Here is a 23527-nt window from a genome sequence, read left to right on the forward strand (position 1 = left end):
TCACTCTGTTTATTGATGATACGTTCATCTTAAAACGAATAACTCACTTGAGCTACTATCGCCTTCACAGAAGGAAATAAATCGTAGTTTTGTAGCTGACCAGGTATCTCAGTGCCATTATTTTCAGGATTTTGCTGATAATACTCAATACGATAACTTAGTTCATGTCCACCCGATAAATGCTGACCAAATTTAAGCCCTATGGTATAAGCCGTCATATCACCAATGCGATAATCCGCGCTGGCATATTCAGGTATTGCATCGCCACTCATCAAAAATGGTTGATAAAACTCAGCGGCTTGCTGCTGGTAATAACGTAAGTGCAATTGTGCGTACATAGTTGGACTAAAATTATAGCGGTAATGCGTTTCTAAAGTATGCGATTGAATCTCCCAATCATCAGTACTATAGCGATATGAAAAATCAACTACCCCTGAATCCAATGCACCTTTGGTGAGTAAAAATACACTGTGTTTTAGACGTGAGTCTGGACGATTCTCGTAACGGTAAGCTTGAGTGACACCATTAACATCAACTTCACTTAAGATTTTATATGGGTCAGTCATATATCCTGACACACTTGATAAACCATAATTAGCTTGCATCAACCAATTACGATTAATAATCTGAGTCACACCAAACATAATATCACTAGTTTGTTTAGTATCATCACCAGCTAAACGAGTTTGATCAAAGGCCGCTTGATAATCGGCATCGTTGTCATAATTGCCACGAAACACCATTTCTGACATTGCAACAGGGCGACCGCCAACGGGATCGACAACATCATTGGTAAAGGCTCCCGATAACGACAAGGTAGTATTATTTTTATTAAAACTACGCTCAAGCCCACCATTAATGCCCATGGATAAATAATCAAACTCTTTCGAGCCATACACACCAATATTACCAGTCCAATCTTGATTAAGCACTTCTTGCCAATTAGCACTCAGCTGAACACGAGTATCATGGAAGGTATCGTCAAGCGGAGTATCGCCAGAATCTACGGTATACAGCCCATCGCCTGAGGGGCGAGTGAAAGTTTGACTATCATTTTGTGCAACCGCACCAGAAGCTGATGCGCCAGTTAAGCTGTCGACCACAATTTTCATGTCTAATAACGAAGTATCACCAAATGATTTTTGTACATTACCAATGGCTTCAGCAGCTTGAACACGATCTTGCTCGCCATAATACATAATGGCGGCATCGACTTTCCATTCATCATTACCCGACGACGTTTCAGCAGCATGGGCTTGCTGGTTAATTAGACTACAGCTGGCAATGGCTAATGCGCTAGCAATGTTTTGTTTAGATGTTAATTGCATCCACAACCTCCGCCCGCTAAAGAACGACCACCACTGGTGCCCTCTTTACTAAAATAAATATGGTCATCTAGGGCCAAGTCGAGCTTTTCACTGTTTAAGGCCATGTCTTCACGAGCAAATTGCTCTTTTTCCCAAGGTTGTACACCTAGGCTAGAACATCCAACCAAACTACTGGCAATAGCTAATGCGACTGCAGCCTTGGCAAAGGGGTGATATAACGCTTTTGTCATGAATTTACTCCTGTAACAACATTTGGATTTCTTGCTCGTAGGCGGGAATGTTTTCGGTAAAAAAGCCCATATGAGTCTGTACTAATTCACCTTTACGATTGAACAAAAAGCTACTTGGCATGCCTTGTAGGTCAAAAGCTTGGGCAATATCACCTTCAGGGTCAAAACGAAGAGTAAAGTGTGCTGGCATTTGAGCCAAAAACTCATGGGCAAGTGCAGTGTCTACATCCAGGTTAATGGCAACAACCTCTAGTCCTTGTTGTTGATATTTGGCTTGCATGGCATTCATCCACGGGAACGACTTTTGACACGGACCACACCAAGAAGCCCAAAAATCGACATAAACCACTTTGCCTGCAAATTGTTGTAAACTAACAGCGTGTCCTTGTTGATCAATCAGTTTATGATCCAATGATGGGGTGGCTTGAGCCGTTATGCTTACACTAAGCCCCAAGAGCAAACTTAGGGCTGCAATGGTTAACGGACTTAAGTGTGAAAATAACTTCTTTGACATCATATTTTCGCCTAATAATTTGATAGTTTACAAAGTAAATTACCAATCTTAAGGTTTACTTAAGCAATGAAACTAGCCGACTAAATGACAAAAAGAACAACCATTTTCATGGAAATTTACAAGAAAACTATCCTCCAATCATTTTTGACACGATGCCTTTTTCATGGCCAGCCTCAGCCACTAAAATTCCAGCTAAATGTAAGCTTGTAAATGGAATGAAATACCACAAAGCCAACTTATGAATGGTTTCAGCCTGCTCTTCTATTGCTTCTGGACCAAACTTCAGCAACAAACCTGTTATTACCGATAACGCTACGCCAGCATAAAACACCCAATACACCCATGCCTGAAACTTTTGTTTGGTTGTCGCTTGGCGTGAAAATGGTGATGGATAATGCAGACCAAACTTAACCATATGAATAAACCGTGCTGTCACAAATACGCCTACAGCATAACCAAAATAAATGTGCCACTGGAACATAACACCACGAATACTTTTGGCTATGCTCACAGCTTGCTTGTCGGTAATCATCACATCGATTTTCGCTAAGCCTTGATGAATTATGGCGGCCATATGGTTTTTCTCCATCCACCCAAGCCTTAATAATACGGTTAATAACATGATCATCATGGTCAATGCCAATCCCCAATGAATGAGTCGATGAAGTAGCGGATAATAAGTAGTCTGTGTTTGCATATAAACCTCGATAGAATTGCGATGATGGAGGCCATTATCACGCAAAAATCTTAACAGTCACTTATGGATAACGATGAACGGATTCACACATGACTCATTTTTTCAAAAAACTCGGCAGGTGGCATTATTCATCGCCGGGATAGGCACGTCATTAGGCGGACTTTATACCTTATTCCCGCAGTGGGCGGCCCCGAACCTTAACAAACTAACCTATCAGCCCAGTGACACGATATTTATTCAGCATTGGGGATTTATGGTATTAATGGTTGGATGCAGTTTTTTTATTGCGATGGTGCGTTCAGCTTGGATAAAACCGCTGTTTTGCATTGCGATCATTGAAAAGCTGTTTTTTGTTAGCTTGGTATTGAGTCATGCAAATCAAGCTTTTTTCGATGTTTTTTGGTTATCAATGGTAATGGACAGCATGATATGTACTTACATTGCCGCGTATTTATGGTGGTGTCGAACCACGGGTGATTTAACGTCTTAAGATAGGAGAATTCAATCTAACCGAGACTATCTGGCGGTGCCGCAATATCGCACTTTTTACAATTAAGAATCATCCCCAATTGTTGTTGCCGACCTTCTACCGTCGTCACCCACGGACGCACTGTCCAAGGGGGATCATGACGTACATGCTGAAAGTGCCCACAGGCCAATACAGCAACCCAATGATGCTCTTCATCCACATGATAACCGACTATTTTTTGCTTCATTCTATCCCCTTCTATTCAATAAGTGACCCACAAAAAAGCCTGAACAAGTCAGGCTCTTTACACAAGAAATACAGTCTCACAAAAAAGGAGATTACTTCTTACGATCGCGAATGTGGCTCATAGCACGTTTACGACGACGTTCCTGTCCTAGAGTTAGCTTCTCTGTTCTACCTTCAAACGGATTGGCTCCCTCATGGAAACGAAGCTGAATAGGCGTTCCAACCACTTTTAATGAACGACGGAAGTAATTCATCATATAACGTTTATATGAGTCAGGCAGTTTACTCACTTGGTTACCATGCACCACCACAATCGGTGGATTATAGCCGCCAGCATGAGCATATTTTAATTTCACGCGACGACCATTCACCAATGGTGGCTGGTGATCATCTTGTGACATTTGCATGATACGGGTCAACATAGAAGTGCTCACTCGACGAGTTGCACTGTCATAAGCTTCTTCAATCGACTCATACAAATGTCCAACACCAGTGCCATGCAAAGCAGAAATAAAGTGAATACGCGCAAAATCGATAAAACCTAAGCGGCGATCAAGTTCACTTTTTACTCGATCTTTCACTTTTTGGTCAATACCATCCCACTTATTCACCGCAATAACTAACGCACGACCAGCGTTTAACGCAAAGCCTAATAATCCAAGATCTTGCTCAGCGATTCCTTCTCTTGCATCAACAACCAAAAGTACCACGTTAGCATCTTCAACGGCTTTTAACGTTTTAATCACCGAAAACTTCTCGATAACCTCATGCACTTTACTACGACGACGAACACCAGCTGTATCAATCAAAACATATTCACGGCCTTCTCGAGACATAGGTATATAAATGCTGTCACGAGTGGTGCCTGGTTCGTCATAAACGACGACACGTTCTTCACCTAAGATACGGTTAATAAGTGTAGATTTACCCACATTAGGTTTACCAATAATGGCAAGTTTAATAGGTAAGTTTTGTAGTCGAGTCTGTTCCGCTTCAGCTTCTTCTTCAGTATATTCACGCTCGACTTGTTCGCCTTCTTCGTCTACTTCACGAACAATACCCATGGCTTCAGCATAAGGCGTTAACGCATAATCAATCATATTGGTTACGCCACGGCCTTGTGCGGCAGCCATTTGATACACTTCACCTAGACCAAGTGACCAAAACTCACCACAAGCAGAGTCGGCATCAATGCCATCAACTTTGTTGGCAACCACAAAAGTGACCTTATCGCGGCTGCGTAAATGTTGAGCAATGGCTAAATCGGCGGCAGTAAGACCTGCACGAGCATCTGTCATAAACAATACGACATCAGCTTCTTCAATCGCCGCCAATGACTGTTCAGCCATTTTGGTTTCGATCCCTTCTTCGCTACCATCAATACCACCAGTATCAACAACGATAAACTCATACCCAGCTAAAAATGCACGGCCATATTTACGGTCACGTGTTAAGCCAGGAAAATCAGCAACTAACGCATCACGAGTACGTGTAAGACGGTTAAATAATGTCGATTTACCAACATTGGGTCGCCCGACAAGGGCCACTACAGGGATCATGATTTTGCCTCTAAAAAACTTTTCAATAAAAAGCCCCCGGAACGCTTCCAGGGGCTCTAGTGAGGATATTATACCTTAATTAATGCAAAATAGTGCTAGGACTTATTCCGCATCAGTTTCGGTATCTTCCTGTACATTCATTTGCTTTTCTTTGTCCAAGGTCACGACTGCAACTTTGCCGCTACGTCCTTGAATATAAATTTTGTCATCAACCACTAAAGGCTGACCATATAGTCCATCGCTATCAACTTGAATGCGACCAACAATGTTGCCATTATTACGGTCAATAAAATGCAAGTAACCTTCAAAGTCACCCACGATAAGATAATTATTTAATACCGCAGGAGATGTTAGCTCACGATTTTGAAGCTCTACATTACTCCACAACTCTAAGCCGTTGCGGCGGTCGACAGAGTAAATACGGCTATGATCATCCACTAAATACAAGCTGGCACCTGCAGACGCTAACTCATTAAAGCTTGAATATTTACGCGACCACACTACGCGACCACTGCGCAGCTCCATAGAAGCTAAATTACCATTGTAACTGACTACATATAGATTTTCGCCCAATATCAATGGCGTCATATCGATGTCAGCCATACGAGTAAACTCATTAGCACCCGTTGGGTTAAAAACGGTTTGTTCCCATGCTGCCTGACCATTGCTTTTAACCACCACAGCCACTTTGCCATCTGCAGTGCCTAAAAAGAAACCACCCGCTTCATAAGCGGCAGAACCGGTACCGCGCAAGGTAAGGTTGGGCAGCTGCATTTCATATGTCCATAACTTTTTACCGTTATCAATATCAAATGCTTCAAATGCGCCTTTACTGGTATTAACAGCAACTACATCTTCTGCGACAGAAGGTGCTGATAATAGTTCGCCATTAGCTTGTGCAGACCACACTACATCACCTGTAGCTTCATCAAGCGCAACCAATAAACCCGTCTCACCGCCAACAAAAACTTTATTACGTGCCGCGGTGACACCAGCCGCTAAACGAACACCTTTGGTTTTGGTTTCAAGTTGCTTTTCAAAGGCATCATTGAAGTCTTGTTTCCACAACTCATCACCCGTTGTTTCGTCAAACGCAACAATCACACCACCACGGTCAGCAACAAATAATTTTCCATAACGGACAGTAGGACGAAGCTGCGAGTAATAATCCCCTACACCATCACCTACGCTGGTGTCCCAGCTAATTTGAGGAAACACTGTCGCTTGAATATCAACGAGTTCACTTACAGGCTCTTCTTCAACATCACTTGAAGAACAAGCAGACATCAGAGCAACACTTAACCCAAGGGCAAGTAGATTTTTACACCACGACTTCATCGGCTAAATTCCTTATGCCTTATTTAGATTGTCTAATTTCATGGTCAGCGCTGGACTGGCTAACGCACCACCATTATCCACTGCTGCTTGATAAGCTAATTTGGCTTTATCCAAATCGCCTTGACGCACTAAAAAGTCGCCTTTTAATTCTTCGCGTTGCGATGCAAATGCTTTATCTGTGACCTGTTCTAACGTAGCCAACGCCATACCTAAATTATTTTGCTCAGCTTGAATACGCGCTAAGCGGAGCATTGCAACCATACCTAAACCTGAACCAGGTTGTGCGGCAATAACCTTGGTAAATGAGGCTTCAGCTTTTGCTAAATCACCAGCTTCAACCGCAGATTTTGCAACCATTAATTCAAGTAATGCTTGGTAACCTTGTTGATCATGTTCTGATGTAAAGCTTTCTGCCTGAACCAATAATGCAGCAGGATTAGTCGACTGAGTAACGATAGACTGAAATGACTCAGATGCGTCTTCTGCCGCCTTCACTTTCATATCAGAATAAGTATTCCAACCATATAGGCCGCCTAAGCCAACAACTGCGCCTACGGCAATTGAAGTACCATAATCTTTCCAGAACTGCTTGATAGCATCTACTTGTTGTTCTTCTGTGCTATAAATTTCCACTTGCACTTCCCCTTTAAAATCTGTTCTTAAATCAGTTCTGCAATTTTAGCTACGAGTTCACTACGCGTAACCAATTGTTGTTCATTGTTTGTTCTTAACGGTTTTACAGCGACTTGGTTATTGGCTACTTCATTTTCACCAATAATTAACGCAATCTGTGCACCACTTTTATCAGCACGTTTCATTTGCTTCTTAAAGTTACCACCACCGCAATGGCTCATGACTTTAAGCGTTGGCAACTGTTGACGCAACTCTTGTGCTACTTTAATGGCCTCAACAACACAATTATCGCCCATAGCAGTGACATAAACATCCACTTCAGGGGCAATATCGCTGGTGAGTTCAAGTGTTTCAAGTAACAGCACTATACGCTCAAGACCCATTGCAAAACCAACAGCTGGCGTATCTTTGCCACCGAGCTGGCCAACTAAACCGTCATAGCGTCCACCCGCTAATACCGTACCTTGAGACCCCAAACTAGTGGTAACCCATTCAAATACAGTACGGTTATAATAATCTAAACCACGCACTAAACGAGGATTGATGATGTATTGGATGCCAACCGCGTCTAAGAGTTCACATAAAGTTGAAAAATGTGTCTTAGAGTCTTCACCAAGGTAATCCATCAAGGCTGGTGCATCACCTAAAATAGCTTGCACTTGCTGGTCTTTACTGTCGAGTACGCGTAATGGATTTGAATACATCCGACGTTGGCTATCTTCGTCTAATTTGTCTTTATGTTGCTCTAAAAAAGCAATCAAGGCATCACGATAAGCAGCACGTTCAGCAGGGTCTCCTAACGTATTGAGCTCTAATGCTACATGCTCTTTAATACCCAATTGATCCCATAAACGAGCAGATAACATTAATACTTCAGCATCAATATCGGCACTGCCAATACCATACACTTCAACACCAAACTGGTGAAATTGACGATAACGACCTTTTTGCGGACGCTCATGGCGAAACATCGGCCCCATATACCATAAACGTTGTTCTTGGTTATAAAGAAGGCCGTGCTCATTACCGGCTCGCACCGTTGAAGCGGTACCTTCAGGACGTAAGGTTAAGCTATCACTGTTACGATCTTCAAACGTATACATTTCTTTTTCAACAATATCGGTAACTTCACCGATAGAACGTTTGAAAAGATCAGTACTTTCTACGATAGGTGTGCGAATTTCGCTATAGCCGAATGCACTAACAGATGAACGTAATACCGCTTCGACTTTTTGCCATAAAGGACTTTGCGTAGGCAGAATATCATTCATTCCGCGAATAGCTTGGATTTGCTTTGCCACAGTTAACGTGCCCAATTCTTTAATTAGCTAGTGCTAATAATGTGTAAATATAACCTCAACATGCACAACATATAAGCTGTCATGCGAAGAATTAATGATTATTCGGTTTTGTCGCTAATCGCAATTCGATTAGCCATCATGCTCGCTTTAGCACGGATTTTTGCTTCTAAACCATCAACAATACTATTATTGTCGAAGCGTTCTTTTTGACGTACGCCGCCATCATAATAACCGCTCTTAGCATGACCGCCAGTTAAGCCGATATCCGAAATTAACGCTTCACCTGGGCCATTAACGACACAACCAATGATAGACACATCCATTGCCGTAGTAATGTCTTCAAGACGGCGTTCAAGTTCATTAACGGTACTAATCACATCAAACTCTTGGCGAGAACAAGAAGGACAAGCGATAAAGTTAATACCACGGCTACGAATGCGCAAAGACTTCAAAATATCGAAGCCAACTTTAATTTCTTCAACCGGATCCGCAGCCAGTGAAATACGTAAAGTATCACCGATGCCTTCAGCCAATAGCATCCCTAAACCAACAGCAGATTTTACAGAACCAGAACGCATACCACCCGCTTCAGTAATGCCTAAATGCAAAGGTTGACGAATTTGTTTAGCAAGTAAACGATACGATTCAACGGCAAGAAAAACATCAGAGGCTTTAACACTAACCTTAAATTGATCGAAATTTAAACGGTCTAAAATATCGACATGACGCATGGCTGATTCTAATAATGCTTCAGCCGTTGGTTCGCGATATTTGTCCATTAAATCTTTTTCAAGCGATCCGCCGTTAACACCAATGCGGATAGGTATATTTTTATCACGAGCGCATTCAACAACACTGCGAATGCGTTCTTCATTGCCAATATTACCTGGGTTAATGCGCAAACAATCAACCCCATATTCAGCCACTTTAAGGGCGATACGGTAATCAAAATGAATATCAGCAACTAACGGTACATTGACAGACTGCTTGATTAATTTAAACGCTTCTGCGGCATCCATCGTTGGCACTGAAACACGCACAATATCTGCACCGACTTTTTCTAATGCTCGAATTTGTGCCACTGTTGCTTCAACATCGGTGGTTTTTGTATTCGTCATTGACTGGACAGCAATCGGCGCACCATCACCAATAGGCACATTGCCCACATAAATACGTGTAGATGGTCTGCGAATAATTGGGGATTCGTTATACATGCAAATATGCTCTACTGTTGCTAAAGCACTATGATGCTTTAGGCAGGGTTAATCTTGCTACTCGACCATTGGCAAACTCAGCTAAACTGACATTATTGCCATCTAAATTGATACTGGCAACTTGAGGAGCACCAAGAATCACTTTAAAAGGTTTTTTACCACGAACTTCAACTTTTTGAGAGGCCTTTTTCACGCCATCAACAATCACTTTGCCATTCGCATCGGTCACGTTTACCCAGCAGTCACCAGAAAACTCTATCGTTAAAATACTGTCGCTATTAGCGAGATCTGAGTCTGTTGCGGTTGACGCTAATTCGGTATGAGTCGACTCTACACCATTACTTGCCGGTGAAGTATTAGCATTATTTTGTGCGATTTGGATAAGTTTATCTTCGGCTTCTATTGCAGCCTTATTTGCTGTGTCCATAACATTGCGGTTATCCGCGACTTGTTCTAACTCATTGCCATTGGACTGCGCAGGTTCACTTACCATGATTTGTTGTGGTTCAAGCTGGTTGCTTTCTGCGGCTATTTCTTCAACTGTGGGTTTAGAAAAATCAACACTCGTCAACAATGATGATTTCTGAACCCACCACACAACTAACATCGCAATCAAAACCGCAGCAATAAAATAAGTGACTAAATTAAGGCGACTGTTACGGGCTTGATGAGTTGTTTTACGTGAAAAGCTTTGCATTGTAGGCGCAACAATTTCGGGTAATTGATGCGCTAAACATTGTTGAATTTGGCTAATATCGGCATTCACTAAACGTGCATAATTTTTAACATAACCTCTCACATAAGTAGTAGAGGCGATATTTTCAAATGTATCATTTTCAAGATCATTAATAATCTTGGGCCGTAAATGTAATTGGGTTGCTACGGTCTCAATTGAGATCCCCTTTGCTTCGCGAGCCGCTTTTAAAATAGCGCCAGCAGTAACAACATCCTTTAGTAAAGTCGCTTTCTCAGCGTCTTCTTGTTCTACTTCGAATTCTTTAGTCATTAATTCAAGTTAGCTCTATAATTTTTGGCTTGTGGAGATGCAGGAAACTTCGCAATTAATAAAATGCCAAATCGTTTTACGGCCTCTAAATCATTCGCCGCCCGCTCAATCTTTATCCCTAAGGCTAAACTTTCTGCAGATTCACTCACAACTCGATGGTATCTTGCGAGTTGGTTGCGCGCATTGCCGTAGTCAGCATCTTCCATGGCTAACTCGGTTAATTCTAATAATGCTATTTGTCTTCTTTGATCATACTTTAACGCCATATTAAAATACTGTCGCGCTTTTTCTTTATCTCCTGCTTTGCGACTGCATACCCCTAAGTTTTCATAACTCGATGCGGTACGCGTGTAATTAGGTGTTTCAATCGCAGCGAGAAACATTTTTTCAGACTCAACAAACTTATTCTGCTGGCATAAAAACACGCCAAAATTATTACGCGCATCGCCAGTTACATCACTAAGGCTAATGGCTTTCTTGTATGACTCTTCAGTTCGTTTTATATCACCAACGGTTTGATAATAATATGCCATTGCCATGTGAACTTCACTGATATTCGGCGCATATTTTACCGCTTTATTTAAATTATACTTGGCTTGTTCACTATTGCCTCGACTGAGATAAGTTAGCCCAAGCTGCATGCGTTCCCTTGCAGCCCCCTGCTTATCAAATTGGCGTTCAGCTACAGGGGTATCAGTTCCGCTATAAGTGCGCTCTGTCACACAACCCGTGACAAATAAGGCAACTAAACTGATCAGACAAATATTTTGCATTCCGTGCTTCATTTATAAGCCTATTATCTATGCAAACAACAAGTTATTCCATTGTGACTGAAATCTGGCTCTGTTGCATTTGTTTTTTTGCTAAACGCTTCGTCCGGTCACGAATATCTCCAGCTAATTGGCCACAAGCTGCATCAATATCATCACCACGGGTTTTACGCACAATGACCGTTAAACCATATTCCATCAATACTTTTGAAAAACGGTCGATACGTGAATTAGACGAGCGACCATAAGGAGACCCAGGATACGGGTTAAACGGAATTAGGTTAATCTTACATGGCGTATCTTTCATCAATTTAGCGAGTTCATGTGCCTGGTCTGTGCTGTCATTGATATGATCAAGCATCACATATTCAACCGTGACACGGCCGCGATTAGCATTAGACTTGGTTAAATAACGACGAATACCCGCCAAAAATTCTTGCAGTGGATACTTTTTATTAACCGGCACCAATACATCACGCAGTTCATCGTTTGGTGCATGAATACTAACGGCTAATGCGACATCAATGACATCACCTAATTTATCAAGAGCAGGAACAACACCAGAAGTCGACAGCGTCACTCGGCGTTTGGATAAGCTAAAACCAAAATCATCTAGCATAATGTCCATTGCAGGGATAACGTTAGCAAGATTAAGTAGAGGTTCACCCATGCCCATCATGACCACATTTGAAATAGGACGATCACCGGTGTCTTTGTGGAAACCTAAAAACTGCGACACTCGCCAAACTTGACCGACAATTTCAGATACAGATAAATTACGGTTAAACCCTTGTTGACCAGTAGAGCAAAAAGTACATTCTAAAGCACAACCGACTTGTGACGACACACATAAGGTCGCACGGTCTTCTTCTGGAATGTAAACCGTCTCAACTTCCTGACCTTGTCCGACATTGATAGCAAATTTAATGGTGCCATCATTAGACTTCTGGAAACTCGCAATTTCAGGCGCAACAATTTCGCATTTCGCAGCCAATTTTGTGCGCAATACTTTGTTGATATTGCTCATTTCCTCAAAATCACTGACACCAAAGTGATAGATCCACTTCATTAATTGATCGGCACGAAACGGCTTCTCGCCCATCTCACTGAACAATGCTCGCAGTCCTTTACGATCAAGATCTAATAAATTGATTTTCTTTTCACTCATCTGCCTAACCTCAAACACCAAAACCTGTAACAGGGCGGCGAATTATACAGATGCTTGCCAAGATTAGCTAGTAATCAAAGTAGCCTTGTTATCACCATAAAATCCAAACACTCACGTTATTTGGCGCCCAATATTGATAAATTAATGCTAGAATCTATTTCCAATTAAAGAGGGAAATTATGAAGCAACGCTATACGTTAACCTTAGCCCACATTAATGATACCCATTCCAATTTTGAACCCAGCCCCGTTCAGTTTAGCATCGAGAACCAACAACAAATTTATTCCCTCGAAGCATATTCTGGTGGTTACGCACGTTTGGGTTATCAAATTGAGCAAGCTAGACAGCAAGCAATAGCCAAGCAATCACCTTTTTTATTTTTACATGGTGGTGATAGTTTTCAAGGTACCTTGTACTTTAGAGAATTTAAAGGCGCAGCCAACGCCCATTTACTCAACTTGCTAAAACCAGATGCTATGGTTCTGGGTAATCACGAAATTGATGCAGGTAACAGTCCAGTTCAAGCATTCTTAAATCGTATCGATTTTCCTGTACTTGCAGGCAATATGGATTTAAGCCAAGAAGACCGCCTCAAAACAGGCCGACTTTACGGCCACCCTATGCTATACGATTTTGATGATTCAACCGAAACCGCCAAAGTGTTAATTAAACCCTTTCATGACACAAAACTCGCGATAATTGGGATTACCTTAGACCAAATGCGTTTAATTGCCAGACCCGACCCTGACACGCATTTTGTTAATGCAATAGAAACGACCCAACGCACAATACAACGTTTGCAGCATCAAGGTATTCGACACATTATTGTACTCAGCCATTTAGGCTTAGACCAAGACCGGGAGCTTGCATCAAAAGTTGATGGAATAAGCTTAATTGTAGGTGGGCACTCACATACACTTCAAGGTGAACTCAGTGATATCGGTTGGAGTAATATCCCGTATGCCGAAACAATCAATTCAACCCCCATTTTGCATGCAGGAAAATACGCTGAAACAATTGGGCTGGCTGACATTTGTTTTGATCAGCACGGCAAAATAGTCGAACTGCTTGGCAACAACTATTTTATGCTTGATAACAATATCACCGTAACCACCCCAAACGGTAAATGCATTGACAGTAATACAGCAACAAAAGTAATTGAACAGCTTTTTGCTCACCCTAACATTAAAGGCGCACAACATGATGAAGTGATTCACTCTGTCATACGCACCCAATATAGGCCGTCATTAGATGCCATAGAAAATCAAATTTTGGCCCATATTCCACGAGACTTTATTCATACGCGCTTACCCAGTAAACATTTACCTCACGGAAGTGAAATAGCGCCTTGGATTAGTCGTAGTATGTATAAAGCCGCTAAAAATATTGAACCGTCAATCGATTTTGCATTACACAATGCTGGCGGGGTTAGGCAGTCGCTGCATAAAGGCCAACTATCGCTAGCCGATGTTGTAGGGCGTATTTTACCATTCGAACTCCCACTTACCTTGTATAAAATTCAGGGTAAATATGTTATCGAAGCGCTTGAGTCATCCATAAATTCTGCGACGAATAATGGCATAATGGGTACAGGTGCTGGTAGTTTTCCATATCCTTATGGTTTACGTTACTTCTATGATGGTAAACAAACTAAAGGCCAAAGGATCACCAAAATTGAGATATACAAGCAAGATCAATGGCAAAAACTTGAAGCCAATAAATTGTATTTAGGCGTATCAAGTTCTTATACTGCGGCAGGTAAAGAAGGTTATGAAGCACTGTTACATGCTCATTGGCAACAACCCATTAGTCATCAAACATTATCAGAAGCTTTTGTCGATTTTGTCAGCCAACATGGCCATCTCATTAATGGATTGCTGTTCGCAAATGTACACTACATTAGCCACAATGATTAAACGGTAAACTCATAATGCCTAACATCTGATAGACAACAATAATTCGCGGTAGATCACAGACCTTTAAGAGCTTAGATGGTTAAATAGCGTAAACATAATATTTTACTTCCCTTTATAAGCAAAATAGGAATACATACATGAAAGCTAAATTAATCGCATTTGCTGCCGCTGCCACCTTGGCTTTAGGTGTTTCTTCTGCATGGGCTCAAGGTGCTTTACATCAAGGTGAAGTACTCGACACCATGAACGGCGGTGGTTATACCTATGTTCAGTTAAAAGAAGCGGATCAAACATATTGGGCTGCAGGTCCGCAAACTGAAGTAAATAAAGGCGACAAAGTTGAAGTTTCTGAGCAAATGTGGATGACTGATTTTAAAAGTTCAAGCCTTAATAGAACATTTGATAAAATCATGTTTGTCGGAAATATTGCTAAAAAATAGTTCGTTTTACGGTGAAAACCTTTCATAATTGACCAATCTTAGCGATTGGTCTTTTTTATGAAAAACGCAATAAAACAAACGAATCAAATTGTTGATTTTTCACCACAGTATGCACTTCAAGTCAGCCAATTATATCATACGGCAGTACAAGCAATTGTTCACCCAAGATACCCTGCTATCAAACTCGATGCATGGTCATCGGCTCCGCGATCAACAAAATTTTGGCAACAAAAATATAAACAAAACAAAGCGTGGTTAATGCTAAATAATCAGCAGGTTGTCGGTTTTATTAGTCTAGAGACTCATTTCGCCCATCGCGGCTATATCGACTGTCTATATGTGCAGCCAGACTATCAACACCAAGGTGTCGCTTACGCGCTTTACACACATCTACAACATTGGGCAAAGCAGCAACAATATCCAGTGCTGAGTGTTGACGCCTCATATTTATCTAAACCGTTATTTGAGAAAATGGGGTTTGTTTTGCAACAAACAAGCTATCAACAAAAACGCGGTCAAACATTTAACGGTTTTTACATGAAAAAACCATTAACAGACTAGGGAGAGGTTCGTCATGCGATCTCGACTCGAAGCACTAACAGCAAGAAACATAATTACCTTAGCTGCGGCACATAAATAGCGAAGCAATCTCGTCCCTAGGCTTTTATGACTCTTCCATTTTAACGTTTTAACAACGGCTGTAGCATTTCTTCCAACCCATTAAGCTTTACTTCATACATCAATGCGAGTTGCTCGCCCAACTTCCCTTCGGGAAATCCCTTAGAATGAAACCACACTAAATAAGGTTCAGGTAACTGTAATAATTTTCGACCAGCATATTTGCCAAATGGCATAGTTTGATTAATCGCGTCTAATAACTGCTGCTCATTCATTGTTTATGAACCCCATGGTTCTATGATAATTACGCAATTGTAACTGCGCTAATAAGCTTAACCAAGAGGCAATAACAACTAAAACTGTGTTGCCTAAGTTAACCCAAACACACAATATGTAAATTGCAAAAATCTAAGCCTGTACATCTTAATCATAATTTAGTTATCACTGAAGCTTGAATTAGTTAGCTAGCCACCCCATTAATCTTTTATAGCGTCAAAAAGGCGAAATCATGCTCAAGCATGCAAACTCAAATCTTACCGTAATTTTGAGTTAATAATGTAAGTGCCCCTTCGACATTGAAGGTTTGTTGATCATCGGGGTTAATCTTTTTTTGAGACACGATATGCTGTTGATCTCTCTAGGCGCAAGGGCAACTCTATGATCGCGATGGTAATATTACTCGTTACATCAATAACCGCTGTTGGATGGATTATGAGTAGCCAATGGCGTATTAATCGTCAACGTCAAATTATTACTAGTAAGCCTTTCCCAACACGGTGGCGTAATATACTCAAAAAACGTTTTCCTTATTTCAAAGCCATGCCAACTGATTTACAGCTTCAGCTCAAAAAACATATTCAAGTGTTTATTGACGAAAAACAGTTTGTCGGTTGTGACGGTTTCAAAATTAATGATGAAGTCAAAGTCACCATTGCAGCCCAAGCGTGTTTATTATTGCTCAACCGCAACACGAACTATTACCCTAAATTGAAACAAATTCTAGTTTATCCTAGTGCATTCATTGTTGAGCAGAATCGAGTGGATCATGCAGGTGTACATTCAAGCCAACGTAATGTATTACTGGGCGAATCTTGGGAGTATGGTAAAGTTATATTGTCATGGAACAGCACACTTGAAGGTGCTGCAGATCCATTCGATGGTAGTAATGTGGTTATACACGAGTTCGCTCACCAACTTGATCAAGAAGATGGTACCGCTAATGGCGCCCCACCCTTGCACGATATCACTTCGTATCGTTCATGGTCTGCCACATTAGGAAAAGAATTTGAGCAACTTCAACATTGCGCTCAACAACATATCCCGTCATTATTTAACTATTATGGTGCAACCAATCCGGCAGAGTTTTTTGCAGTGATAAGTGAAACATTTTTTGAACGACCAGTGGAGCTTTACCAACAACATCAACAATTGTATGAAGAATTAAGCCAATTTTATCAACTCGACCCCATTAATTGGCATTAAAAAGTACCAAGATAATAATTCATTACGTTTAAAGGGATACTATGCAATCAATTATTCACCGACTCGGTTTTATTGCCGTGTTAATAACAACAGTGGCGGCCTTCGACTTACACGCCACTGAAGCCGATGAGTCTGCACCAGAAAAAAGTCAAGTCGCACAAAAAAATAAACAGGTGAGTCAACATATTAGCTCCGAAAGCGAAGCGATAATTAAAAATATCGACCAAGAAAATGAGTTAATCGATAGCCAAGGTTTATCCGCTAAAGACAGCCAAGCCGTTAGTGCTTTATTAAATCAATTACATGAGAGTGCGGCAGTGGCAGACTGGGCCACTTACTTTAAGCTTTATCATCCACAAGCTGTGTTTATTGGCACTGATGCCTCTGAGCGTTGGAGTATGGTTGAGTTTGAGCGTTATGCTAAACCAACTAAAGGCTGGCGTTATGAAGTTAAATCTCGTCATCTGCTGCAAATAGATGACACGATTTTATTTGATGAGCAATTATATAGTCCAGCTTACGGCGTAAGCAGAGGTACAGGGGCATTAGTACAAACTGAAAGTGGGTGGAAAATTGCCCAATACCACTTAAGTTTTCCTATTCCAAATGACAAAGCAAAACGCATTACCAGTTTAATTATGCAGTAATAACATAGTGTTATGGTGGTCATGGCAACCACCATAACACCAATAATCAAACCGATAAATTACCGATTATTATCATTAATAAATAGTACTATGTCATCGATGTACCAAAACAGACATTTGCTAGCTCACTAAAATGCGTAAAACTGTCAAAATCTTCTTGTTCAAATGTTCTAACAGAGCCATGTCTGTCGGCATAAAATACACCTAAAACTTTTGCGCCAACAGCCAATGGAGCCAGCAAAAAACCATTACTAGAAAAACGTTCAACCAATGCATCATTAATCTGTACCTTACATTCTGCTTCAGTTGGCGCATTAACCCAAATACTCTTTTTTTGTTGAACACATTGGGTAAAAACAGATTGTGGATTATCAAGTTCAATCACAAAAGCTTGTTTTAACAAATCAATATCATCACCAATCATGACCCTAGGTTGTAATAATTTACGACTAGGTGATAGCAGCAAGACACCGCATCTATCCAATCCAACCCCCGTTAACATCCCTTCCAAAGCCGTGTGTATTATTTGATTAAAATCCGTTTTGACCACGGCATAATGAGTAAGCTGTCTGAGTTTTGTTAGTTGATAACCTTGGTTAGATTGTCTTATCAACACAGGTTCAACTACCGCGTCGGCATGTGCTAATACGTCTTCCGTATGGGGTAAATATGACACAATAGCTTTAGCACCATATTCAATAGCTAACTTATGGGTAACATTGCTGCAATCAATAAACTTTTCTGTAAATTCAGCCACACTGATGTCTAACATGTTTGCAGCTTGGGAAAGACGTTTATGTAATTCTTCAGTATCTATGACAGGTTGAGATACCACTTCCGATAATTTATCCGCTAGAAATATACAACGAATTTCAGGCATGCGTTCATTAGGTTGCGCCAATGACTTAATCAGTACTTCACCTAACCCCCAACTTCTGGCAATACTCTGAGTTAACTGGGGAAACGATGTTCCGAGTTCAGACCGTATCAACGAACTTTGTTCTGTTTGATCGTCAGTGGCTAATAATTTTCTATCGAGCAGTTCTGTAATTTCTCCCCCCATACTCCAAAACGCACTCTCACCTATCCGATACAATAATGAAGCAATAAACACTTCTTCACGTAATGAATCATCTCTGTCATTCATCATCATCCTAGCAAGCATTGCCGCTTGAAACGATTGTGCCATGAGTTTTAATAAGCGCTTATAGACACTTTCTGTAAGGTGATGACTTTCAAGTAAATTAGCCAACAGTTTAGCGGTAATACATATATTGCGGATAGTATCAAAGCCTAATACCACTGCTGCACGACTTACTGTCGATACAGGATTAATGCCTTTATTATAAATAGCACTATTTGCAACACGTAAAATACGCGATGTGAGCGCGTTATCATGCATCACACTCCGTCCGAGTAAGGCTAAAGAAGATACATCATCTTTGGCGAGTTTCTCTAAGTCTCTTACCGTTGAGCATAATGCAGGCATTTCTTCATCACTGATCCGTTTGGTCCAGTAATCCGCCCCTTTCTGCTGAGTGATGGGTTTCAAAAAACAATTAACCTAAATGTAACAAATGTTGATTTTAGTATACTCAATTTCATCAAAGAGTGATGGATTGAATGTCGGTTGTTATACACAGGTCTAAAAAAATACCCAAGAGGAGAGTTTTCGATCAAGCAAAAATGTAAAAAAAAAACGGCTCACAAGAGCCGCAATCACAAATTCGTGGTTGGAAAAGCTTACGGGTAGGAAGTTACCCACATAATCAAAGTCAACAACAAAGCATTCACTTATGACCCATCATAGTTGGATAAAAATCCCGCACGACCTGTAGGTGAGCCGTACGGGGTTACAACAGTCACAAAGTGACCAAACTTGTAAAACAGTAAAACTAACGGTTAAAACTGTTCTTCTTCAGTTGAACCCGTTAAGGCTGTAACAGAAGACTTGCCGCCTTGAATACACGTTGTAACTTGGTCAAAGTAACCAGTGCCCACTTCTTGCTGATGCGACACAAATGTATAACCTTTTTCAGCTGCAGCAAATTCAAGTTCTTGAACTTTTTCAACATAGTGCTTCATGCCTTCACCGCGAGCATAGTCATAGGCCAAATCAAACATGTTGTACCACATGTTATGAATGCCCGCTAACGTGATGAACTGGTACTTGTAACCCATGTTCGATAGCTCTTGTTGGAACTTAGCAATAGTTGCATCATCCAAGTTCTTCTTCCAGTTAAACGAAGGAGAGCAGTTATAAGCAAGTAGTTGATCTGGGTATTGTGCATGGATAGCATCAGCAAACTTCTTCGCTTCTTCTAAACATGGCTTAGCGGTTTCACACCAAATTAGGTCTGAATAAGGTGCATAAGCAAGACCACGAGATATCGCTTGATCTAAGCCAGCTTTAACACGGTAAAAACCTTCACTTGTGCGTTCACCTGTAACAAAGTCACGATCATACTCATCACAATCTGATGTCATTAAATCAGCTGCATTGGCATCAGTACGTGCAATAACCAAAGTATCAACACCACTAACATCTGCCGCCAAACGTGCTGCAACTAGCTTTTGCACAGCTTCTTGAGTCGGTACTAAAACTTTACCGCCCATGTGGCCACATTTTTTAACTGATGCTAATTGGTCTTCAAAGTGAACACCTGCTGCACCCGCATCAATCATCGACTTCATTAACTCAAATGCATTTAGTACGCCACCAAAGCCCGCTTCTGCATCTGCAACGATAGGTAAAAAATAGTCAGTGTAATTATCATCACCTGGATTAACTTCTTTGCCCCACTGAATTTGGTCAGCTCGGCGGAAAGAGTTATTGATACGGCTTACAACAGCAGGTACAGAGTTTGCTGGGTACAATGATTGGTCTGGGTACATAGTGCCCGCTAGGTTAGCGTCTGCAGCAACCTGCCAGCCCGAAAGGTAAATGGCTTCGATACCCGCTTTAGCTTGTTGTACAGCTTGGCCCCCTGTTAATGCACCGAGTGAGTTAACATAGCCTTTTTTAGCACCGCCATTAACCAGTTCCCACAACTTCGCAGCCCCACGCTTCGCAATTGTGTTTTCTGGCACAACAGAACCGCGTAATGCCACTACTTCTTCTGCAGTGAAAGGACGTTTTACGCCTTTCCAACGTGGATTTTCTGCCCAATCTTTTTTAATTGCATCAACCTGTTGCTGACGAGTTAATTGTGTAGTCATAGTATTGCTCCTTCCTGTATGAGGGTGGCAAAGTGAATATATCAACTTTGCCTAATTCATTAGTGTTGTAATTAATATTTGGTTTTATACTTTACGCTGTTAACAGTTCGTATCCTGGTAATGTTAAGAAATCGACTAGCTCATCAGAAGTAGTAATTTGTTCAAATAGCGCGGCGGCCTTAGTAAATTGACCAGCATTAAAGCGCTCAGTCCCTAGCTCTTTCTCCACGTTAACCATTTCTTCTTTCAACATTTCTTTAAATAAGGTTTTTGTCACAAGCTTGCCATTTGATAAGCTCTTTTCATGCTTGATCCACTGCCAAATAGAAGTGCGTGATATTTCTGCTGTAGCGGCATCTTCCATCAAACCATAGATAGGGACACAACCATTACCTTGGATCCATGCCTCGATATACTGCAAAGCAATACGAATGTTTAAACGCATACCATCTTCAGTACGTTCGCCGTCACATGGTTCAAGTAACTCACTTGCTAAAATTGGTGCATCAACGTCACGAGTGATGTGCAATTGATTAGTCCTATCGCCACCAATATATTCATTAAAAATATTCATGGCTGTATCAGCCAAACCAGGGTGCGCAACCCAAGTACCATCGTGACCATTACGAGCTTCAAGCTCTTTATCACCACGTACTTTTTGTAATACTTTCTCATTCGTCTCGGCATCTTTAGCAGGGATAAATGCAGCCATACCGCCCATGGCTAATGCACCACGTTTGTGACAGGTTTTAATCAGTAAACGAGAATAAGCACTTAAAAATTTGGTATCCATGGTCACCGCCTGACGATCTGGCAATACTCGATCTGGATAATTTTTTAACGTCTTGATATAGCTGAAAATGTAATCCCAACGGCCACAGTTTAATGCAACAATATTTGAACGAAGCTCATATAAGATTTCTTCCATTTCAAACACCGCAGGCAAGGTCTCAATTAAACAGGTACATTTAATTGTTCCAGGCTGTAAACAGAAACGTTCTTCCGTAAACGCAAACACTTTTGCCCACCAGCGCGCTTCAACATGGCTTTCCAATTTAGGAATATAAAAATAAGGTCCAGAGTCCTTAGCGAGCAATTGGCGATAGTTATGATAAAAGTACATTGCGAAATCGACTAAACCACCGGGAATGGTTTGACCTTTGTATTCGATGTGTTTTTCAATCAAATGTAGTCCACGAACACGAGCAATCAATACCGCTGGGTCAGGGTTCAGAGCATAATGCTTACCTGTTTCAGGTGCCGTAAATTCAATATCACCACGAACAGCATCACGAAGGTTAATCTGTCCTTCGACAATTTTTGTCCAACTCGGCGCTAATGAATCTTCAAAGTCAGCCATAAACACTTTTACGTTCGCATTTAATGCATTGATAATCATCTTACGATCAACTGGTCCAGTGATTTCAACTCGTCGATCAGTTAAATCTTCAGGCATACCGCGAATAGTCCAACTTCCATCACGTATCGCACGAGTTTCAGGCAAAAAATCTGGTAATTCGCCATTATCAATACGAGCCTGCTTTTGTTTACGCTGCTTTAATAGTTCAGGCACTTCATCTGCAAACTTGGCACATAAAGAGTCAAGGAAAGCCACCGCGCCAGAATTAAAGACTTCATCTTGCCCATTAACAGTAGGACCAATAAACGTTAGGTCGGTTTTAAGCGACTCATCAGCATTTGCTGTTGACTTACCGTACTGAGCTACCAATTGTTCTGCTGTCATAATAATGGCTCCCTAAATGCTGTTTGTTTTGATGTTGATTATTATCATTCACTGTTATTAGGCGTTATCGACCTATTCGTCTCACTCTCATCTTCAGTAAAGCTTATTAGTATTATGCTTTAGTGATAGATATTTATGAGCTCAAACATTTTGTTAACAAGTGTAAGGCTCAGTGATGCAAATCGTTATCAACAAAAACTTTCAAATGTCTGTTTCGTACTAAAAACTAACCAAAAACGTTTGTAATTGCAACAGTCTGACCTTTACCAAACAATCTAAAACCTATTGTTCCCGATCACATAAATTGGTCTTACCAAGGCCAATTAAAAACCACAAACAGTTGAAAAATAGGCAAATAATGAAATGGAGCTTATACTTTAAGTTGAGTTATGATAAATCATCTTACCAATTTACCAACATGCCCATTTGGTAAAAAAGGTTGTAATTAAAAAACCAAGTGTAAATAAATCATTACTAAACTTTAGTCTATAACGTTGAATTAAACAATTTGATAACGTTTTGAGCTTACCTATACGTAATTGAAAATTAACCATACAAAACAGTATATTAAGTACCATCATTTGCAAAGATGATTTAAACAACCGTTTTAATCTTACGTTAACGTCAACGTAATAATTCATTTGTATTTTAGCGCTTTAAATATGAGTTTAGTCGCCAGATCAACAAGCCCGAACAAATTGGTTTTTTTGAAAAAAAATTCATTTATTTTCAAAAAAAGTACTAAAAAGCAATAAATACAGTAAATCAATACACAAAACGTGGTTGAAGAAGGGGAAGTGTTTGAAGTGCAATGGCAAAGGATGTTTGGGCCAAACTAAGTGTAAACAACCTAAATACGACGTAATACCAATCTCATTAAATATCTGGTCAGTTCAGAGTCTCTCAGGTTTTTCAATTCAAGGCACATTGATGTAGAAATGGTTGTTGCCTTTTAAATCGATGTAACACAGAAGTGGAATACCTGAGA

Annotated in this window: 23 protein-coding genes; 6 read left to right on the forward strand and 17 right to left on the reverse strand. The window is 40.7% G+C overall.

The window, feature by feature from the left end:
- Positions 1–29 precede the first annotated feature (29 nt).
- The 4 genes from ACWXWT_RS05465 to ACWXWT_RS05480 all read right to left on the reverse strand — a co-directional run bounded on the left by ACWXWT_RS05465 (position 30) and on the right by ACWXWT_RS05480 (position 2769).
- Complete coding sequence (locus ACWXWT_RS05465; protein ID WP_456040609.1) at positions 30–1328, reverse strand: DUF3570 domain-containing protein; 1299 nt, start codon at positions 1326–1328, stop codon at positions 30–32.
- The gene (locus tag ACWXWT_RS05470; RefSeq protein WP_456040610.1) at positions 1319–1558 is read right to left on the reverse strand and encodes a DUF4266 domain-containing protein; all 240 of its coding nucleotides are present in this window, start codon (positions 1556–1558) and stop codon (positions 1319–1321) included. Before ACWXWT_RS05470 ends, ACWXWT_RS05465 begins: the two co-directional genes overlap by 10 nt.
- A gap of 4 nt (positions 1559–1562) precedes the next feature.
- The gene (locus ACWXWT_RS05475) at positions 1563–2072 is read right to left on the reverse strand and encodes a TlpA disulfide reductase family protein (protein ID WP_456040632.1); all 510 of its coding nucleotides are present in this window, start codon (positions 2070–2072) and stop codon (positions 1563–1565) included.
- Positions 2073–2199: 127 nt separating this feature from the next.
- Entirely contained in the window at positions 2200–2769 is a 570-nt protein-coding gene (locus ACWXWT_RS05480) for a cytochrome b/b6 domain-containing protein (RefSeq protein WP_456040611.1), read from the reverse strand.
- Between the two features lie 73 nt (positions 2770–2842).
- Here ACWXWT_RS05480 and ACWXWT_RS05485 point away from each other — a divergent pair, with 73 nt between their 5' ends.
- Positions 2843–3259 carry a hypothetical protein gene (locus ACWXWT_RS05485; RefSeq protein WP_456040612.1) on the forward strand — a complete coding sequence of 139 codons (417 nt, stop codon included), beginning with the start codon at positions 2843–2845 and terminating at the stop codon, positions 3257–3259.
- Between the two features lie 16 nt (positions 3260–3275).
- On the opposite strand, the gene ACWXWT_RS05490 is transcribed toward ACWXWT_RS05485, so the two are convergent.
- The 9 genes from ACWXWT_RS05490 to ACWXWT_RS05530 form a co-directional block, all read right to left on the reverse strand.
- Complete coding sequence (locus tag ACWXWT_RS05490) at positions 3276–3485, reverse strand: DUF3565 domain-containing protein (protein ID WP_456040613.1); 210 nt, start codon at positions 3483–3485, stop codon at positions 3276–3278.
- 91 nt (positions 3486–3576) lie between these two features.
- Positions 3577–5043, reverse strand: a complete 1467-nt coding sequence (der, locus tag ACWXWT_RS05495; protein WP_456040614.1) for a ribosome biogenesis GTPase Der — start codon at positions 5041–5043, stop codon at positions 3577–3579.
- Between the two features lie 102 nt (positions 5044–5145).
- Positions 5146–6381, reverse strand: coding sequence for an outer membrane protein assembly factor BamB (gene bamB / locus ACWXWT_RS05500; RefSeq protein ID WP_456040615.1), 1236 nt, complete (start codon positions 6379–6381; stop codon positions 5146–5148).
- A gap of 12 nt (positions 6382–6393) precedes the next feature.
- Positions 6394–7014, reverse strand: a complete 621-nt coding sequence (locus tag ACWXWT_RS05505; protein WP_456040616.1) for a tetratricopeptide repeat protein — start codon at positions 7012–7014, stop codon at positions 6394–6396.
- A 26-nt stretch (positions 7015–7040) separates the two neighbouring features.
- A complete protein-coding gene (hisS, locus tag ACWXWT_RS05510) occupies positions 7041–8315 on the reverse strand; it encodes a histidine--tRNA ligase (RefSeq protein ID WP_456040617.1) in 1275 nt (424 codons plus the stop codon).
- A gap of 98 nt (positions 8316–8413) precedes the next feature.
- Positions 8414–9529 carry a flavodoxin-dependent (E)-4-hydroxy-3-methylbut-2-enyl-diphosphate synthase gene (ispG, locus tag ACWXWT_RS05515; RefSeq protein WP_456040618.1) on the reverse strand — a complete coding sequence of 372 codons (1116 nt, stop codon included), beginning with the start codon at positions 9527–9529 and terminating at the stop codon, positions 8414–8416.
- Positions 9530–9557: 28 nt separating this feature from the next.
- Positions 9558–10535 (reverse strand): RodZ domain-containing protein, encoded by a 978-nt coding sequence (locus ACWXWT_RS05520; RefSeq protein ID WP_456040619.1) that lies wholly within the window; start codon positions 10533–10535, stop codon positions 9558–9560.
- Positions 10535–11320 (reverse strand): type IV pilus biogenesis/stability protein PilW, encoded by a 786-nt coding sequence (pilW, locus tag ACWXWT_RS05525; RefSeq protein ID WP_456040620.1) that lies wholly within the window; start codon positions 11318–11320, stop codon positions 10535–10537. Before pilW ends, ACWXWT_RS05520 begins: the two co-directional genes overlap by 1 nt.
- A gap of 31 nt (positions 11321–11351) precedes the next feature.
- Complete coding sequence (locus ACWXWT_RS05530) at positions 11352–12473, reverse strand: bifunctional tRNA (adenosine(37)-C2)-methyltransferase TrmG/ribosomal RNA large subunit methyltransferase RlmN (protein WP_456040621.1); 1122 nt, start codon at positions 12471–12473, stop codon at positions 11352–11354.
- A gap of 179 nt (positions 12474–12652) precedes the next feature.
- On the opposite strand from ACWXWT_RS05530, the gene ACWXWT_RS05535 reads away from it, so the two are divergent.
- From ACWXWT_RS05535 to ACWXWT_RS05545, 3 genes are all read left to right on the forward strand, one after another.
- Positions 12653–14389, forward strand: coding sequence for a bifunctional metallophosphatase/5'-nucleotidase (locus ACWXWT_RS05535; RefSeq protein WP_456040622.1), 1737 nt, complete (start codon positions 12653–12655; stop codon positions 14387–14389).
- 137 nt (positions 14390–14526) lie between these two features.
- Complete coding sequence (locus ACWXWT_RS05540; protein WP_456040623.1) at positions 14527–14829, forward strand: NrfJ; 303 nt, start codon at positions 14527–14529, stop codon at positions 14827–14829.
- A 57-nt stretch (positions 14830–14886) separates the two neighbouring features.
- Positions 14887–15390, forward strand: a complete 504-nt coding sequence (locus ACWXWT_RS05545; RefSeq protein WP_456040624.1) for a GNAT family N-acetyltransferase — start codon at positions 14887–14889, stop codon at positions 15388–15390.
- A gap of 119 nt (positions 15391–15509) precedes the next feature.
- Here the strand turns inward: ACWXWT_RS05545 and ACWXWT_RS05550 are convergent, their stop codons facing one another.
- Positions 15510–15722 (reverse strand): DUF3820 family protein, encoded by a 213-nt coding sequence (locus ACWXWT_RS05550; protein WP_124730169.1) that lies wholly within the window; start codon positions 15720–15722, stop codon positions 15510–15512.
- A 382-nt stretch (positions 15723–16104) separates the two neighbouring features.
- On the opposite strand from ACWXWT_RS05550, the gene ACWXWT_RS05555 reads away from it, so the two are divergent.
- Together ACWXWT_RS05555 and ACWXWT_RS05560 are read left to right on the forward strand one after the other, a co-directional pair.
- Positions 16105–16929 carry a M90 family metallopeptidase gene (locus tag ACWXWT_RS05555; protein WP_456040625.1) on the forward strand — a complete coding sequence of 275 codons (825 nt, stop codon included), beginning with the start codon at positions 16105–16107 and terminating at the stop codon, positions 16927–16929.
- A gap of 41 nt (positions 16930–16970) precedes the next feature.
- Entirely contained in the window at positions 16971–17576 is a 606-nt protein-coding gene (locus tag ACWXWT_RS05560; protein WP_456040626.1) for a nuclear transport factor 2 family protein, read from the forward strand.
- Between the two features lie 88 nt (positions 17577–17664).
- Here the strand turns inward: ACWXWT_RS05560 and ACWXWT_RS05565 are convergent, their stop codons facing one another.
- The 3 genes from ACWXWT_RS05565 to aceB form a co-directional block, all read right to left on the reverse strand.
- Complete coding sequence (locus tag ACWXWT_RS05565) at positions 17665–19128, reverse strand: HDOD domain-containing protein (RefSeq protein ID WP_456040627.1); 1464 nt, start codon at positions 19126–19128, stop codon at positions 17665–17667.
- Positions 19129–19478: 350 nt separating this feature from the next.
- On the reverse strand, positions 19479–20795 hold the full coding sequence (gene aceA / locus ACWXWT_RS05570) for an isocitrate lyase (protein WP_456040628.1): 1317 nt from the start codon (positions 20793–20795) through the stop codon (positions 19479–19481).
- A 91-nt stretch (positions 20796–20886) separates the two neighbouring features.
- Positions 20887–22539, reverse strand: a complete 1653-nt coding sequence (gene aceB / locus ACWXWT_RS05575) for a malate synthase A (RefSeq protein WP_456040629.1) — start codon at positions 22537–22539, stop codon at positions 20887–20889.
- Positions 22540–23527 lie beyond the last annotated feature (988 nt).

Source organism: Shewanella sp. A22 (assembly GCF_053850585.1).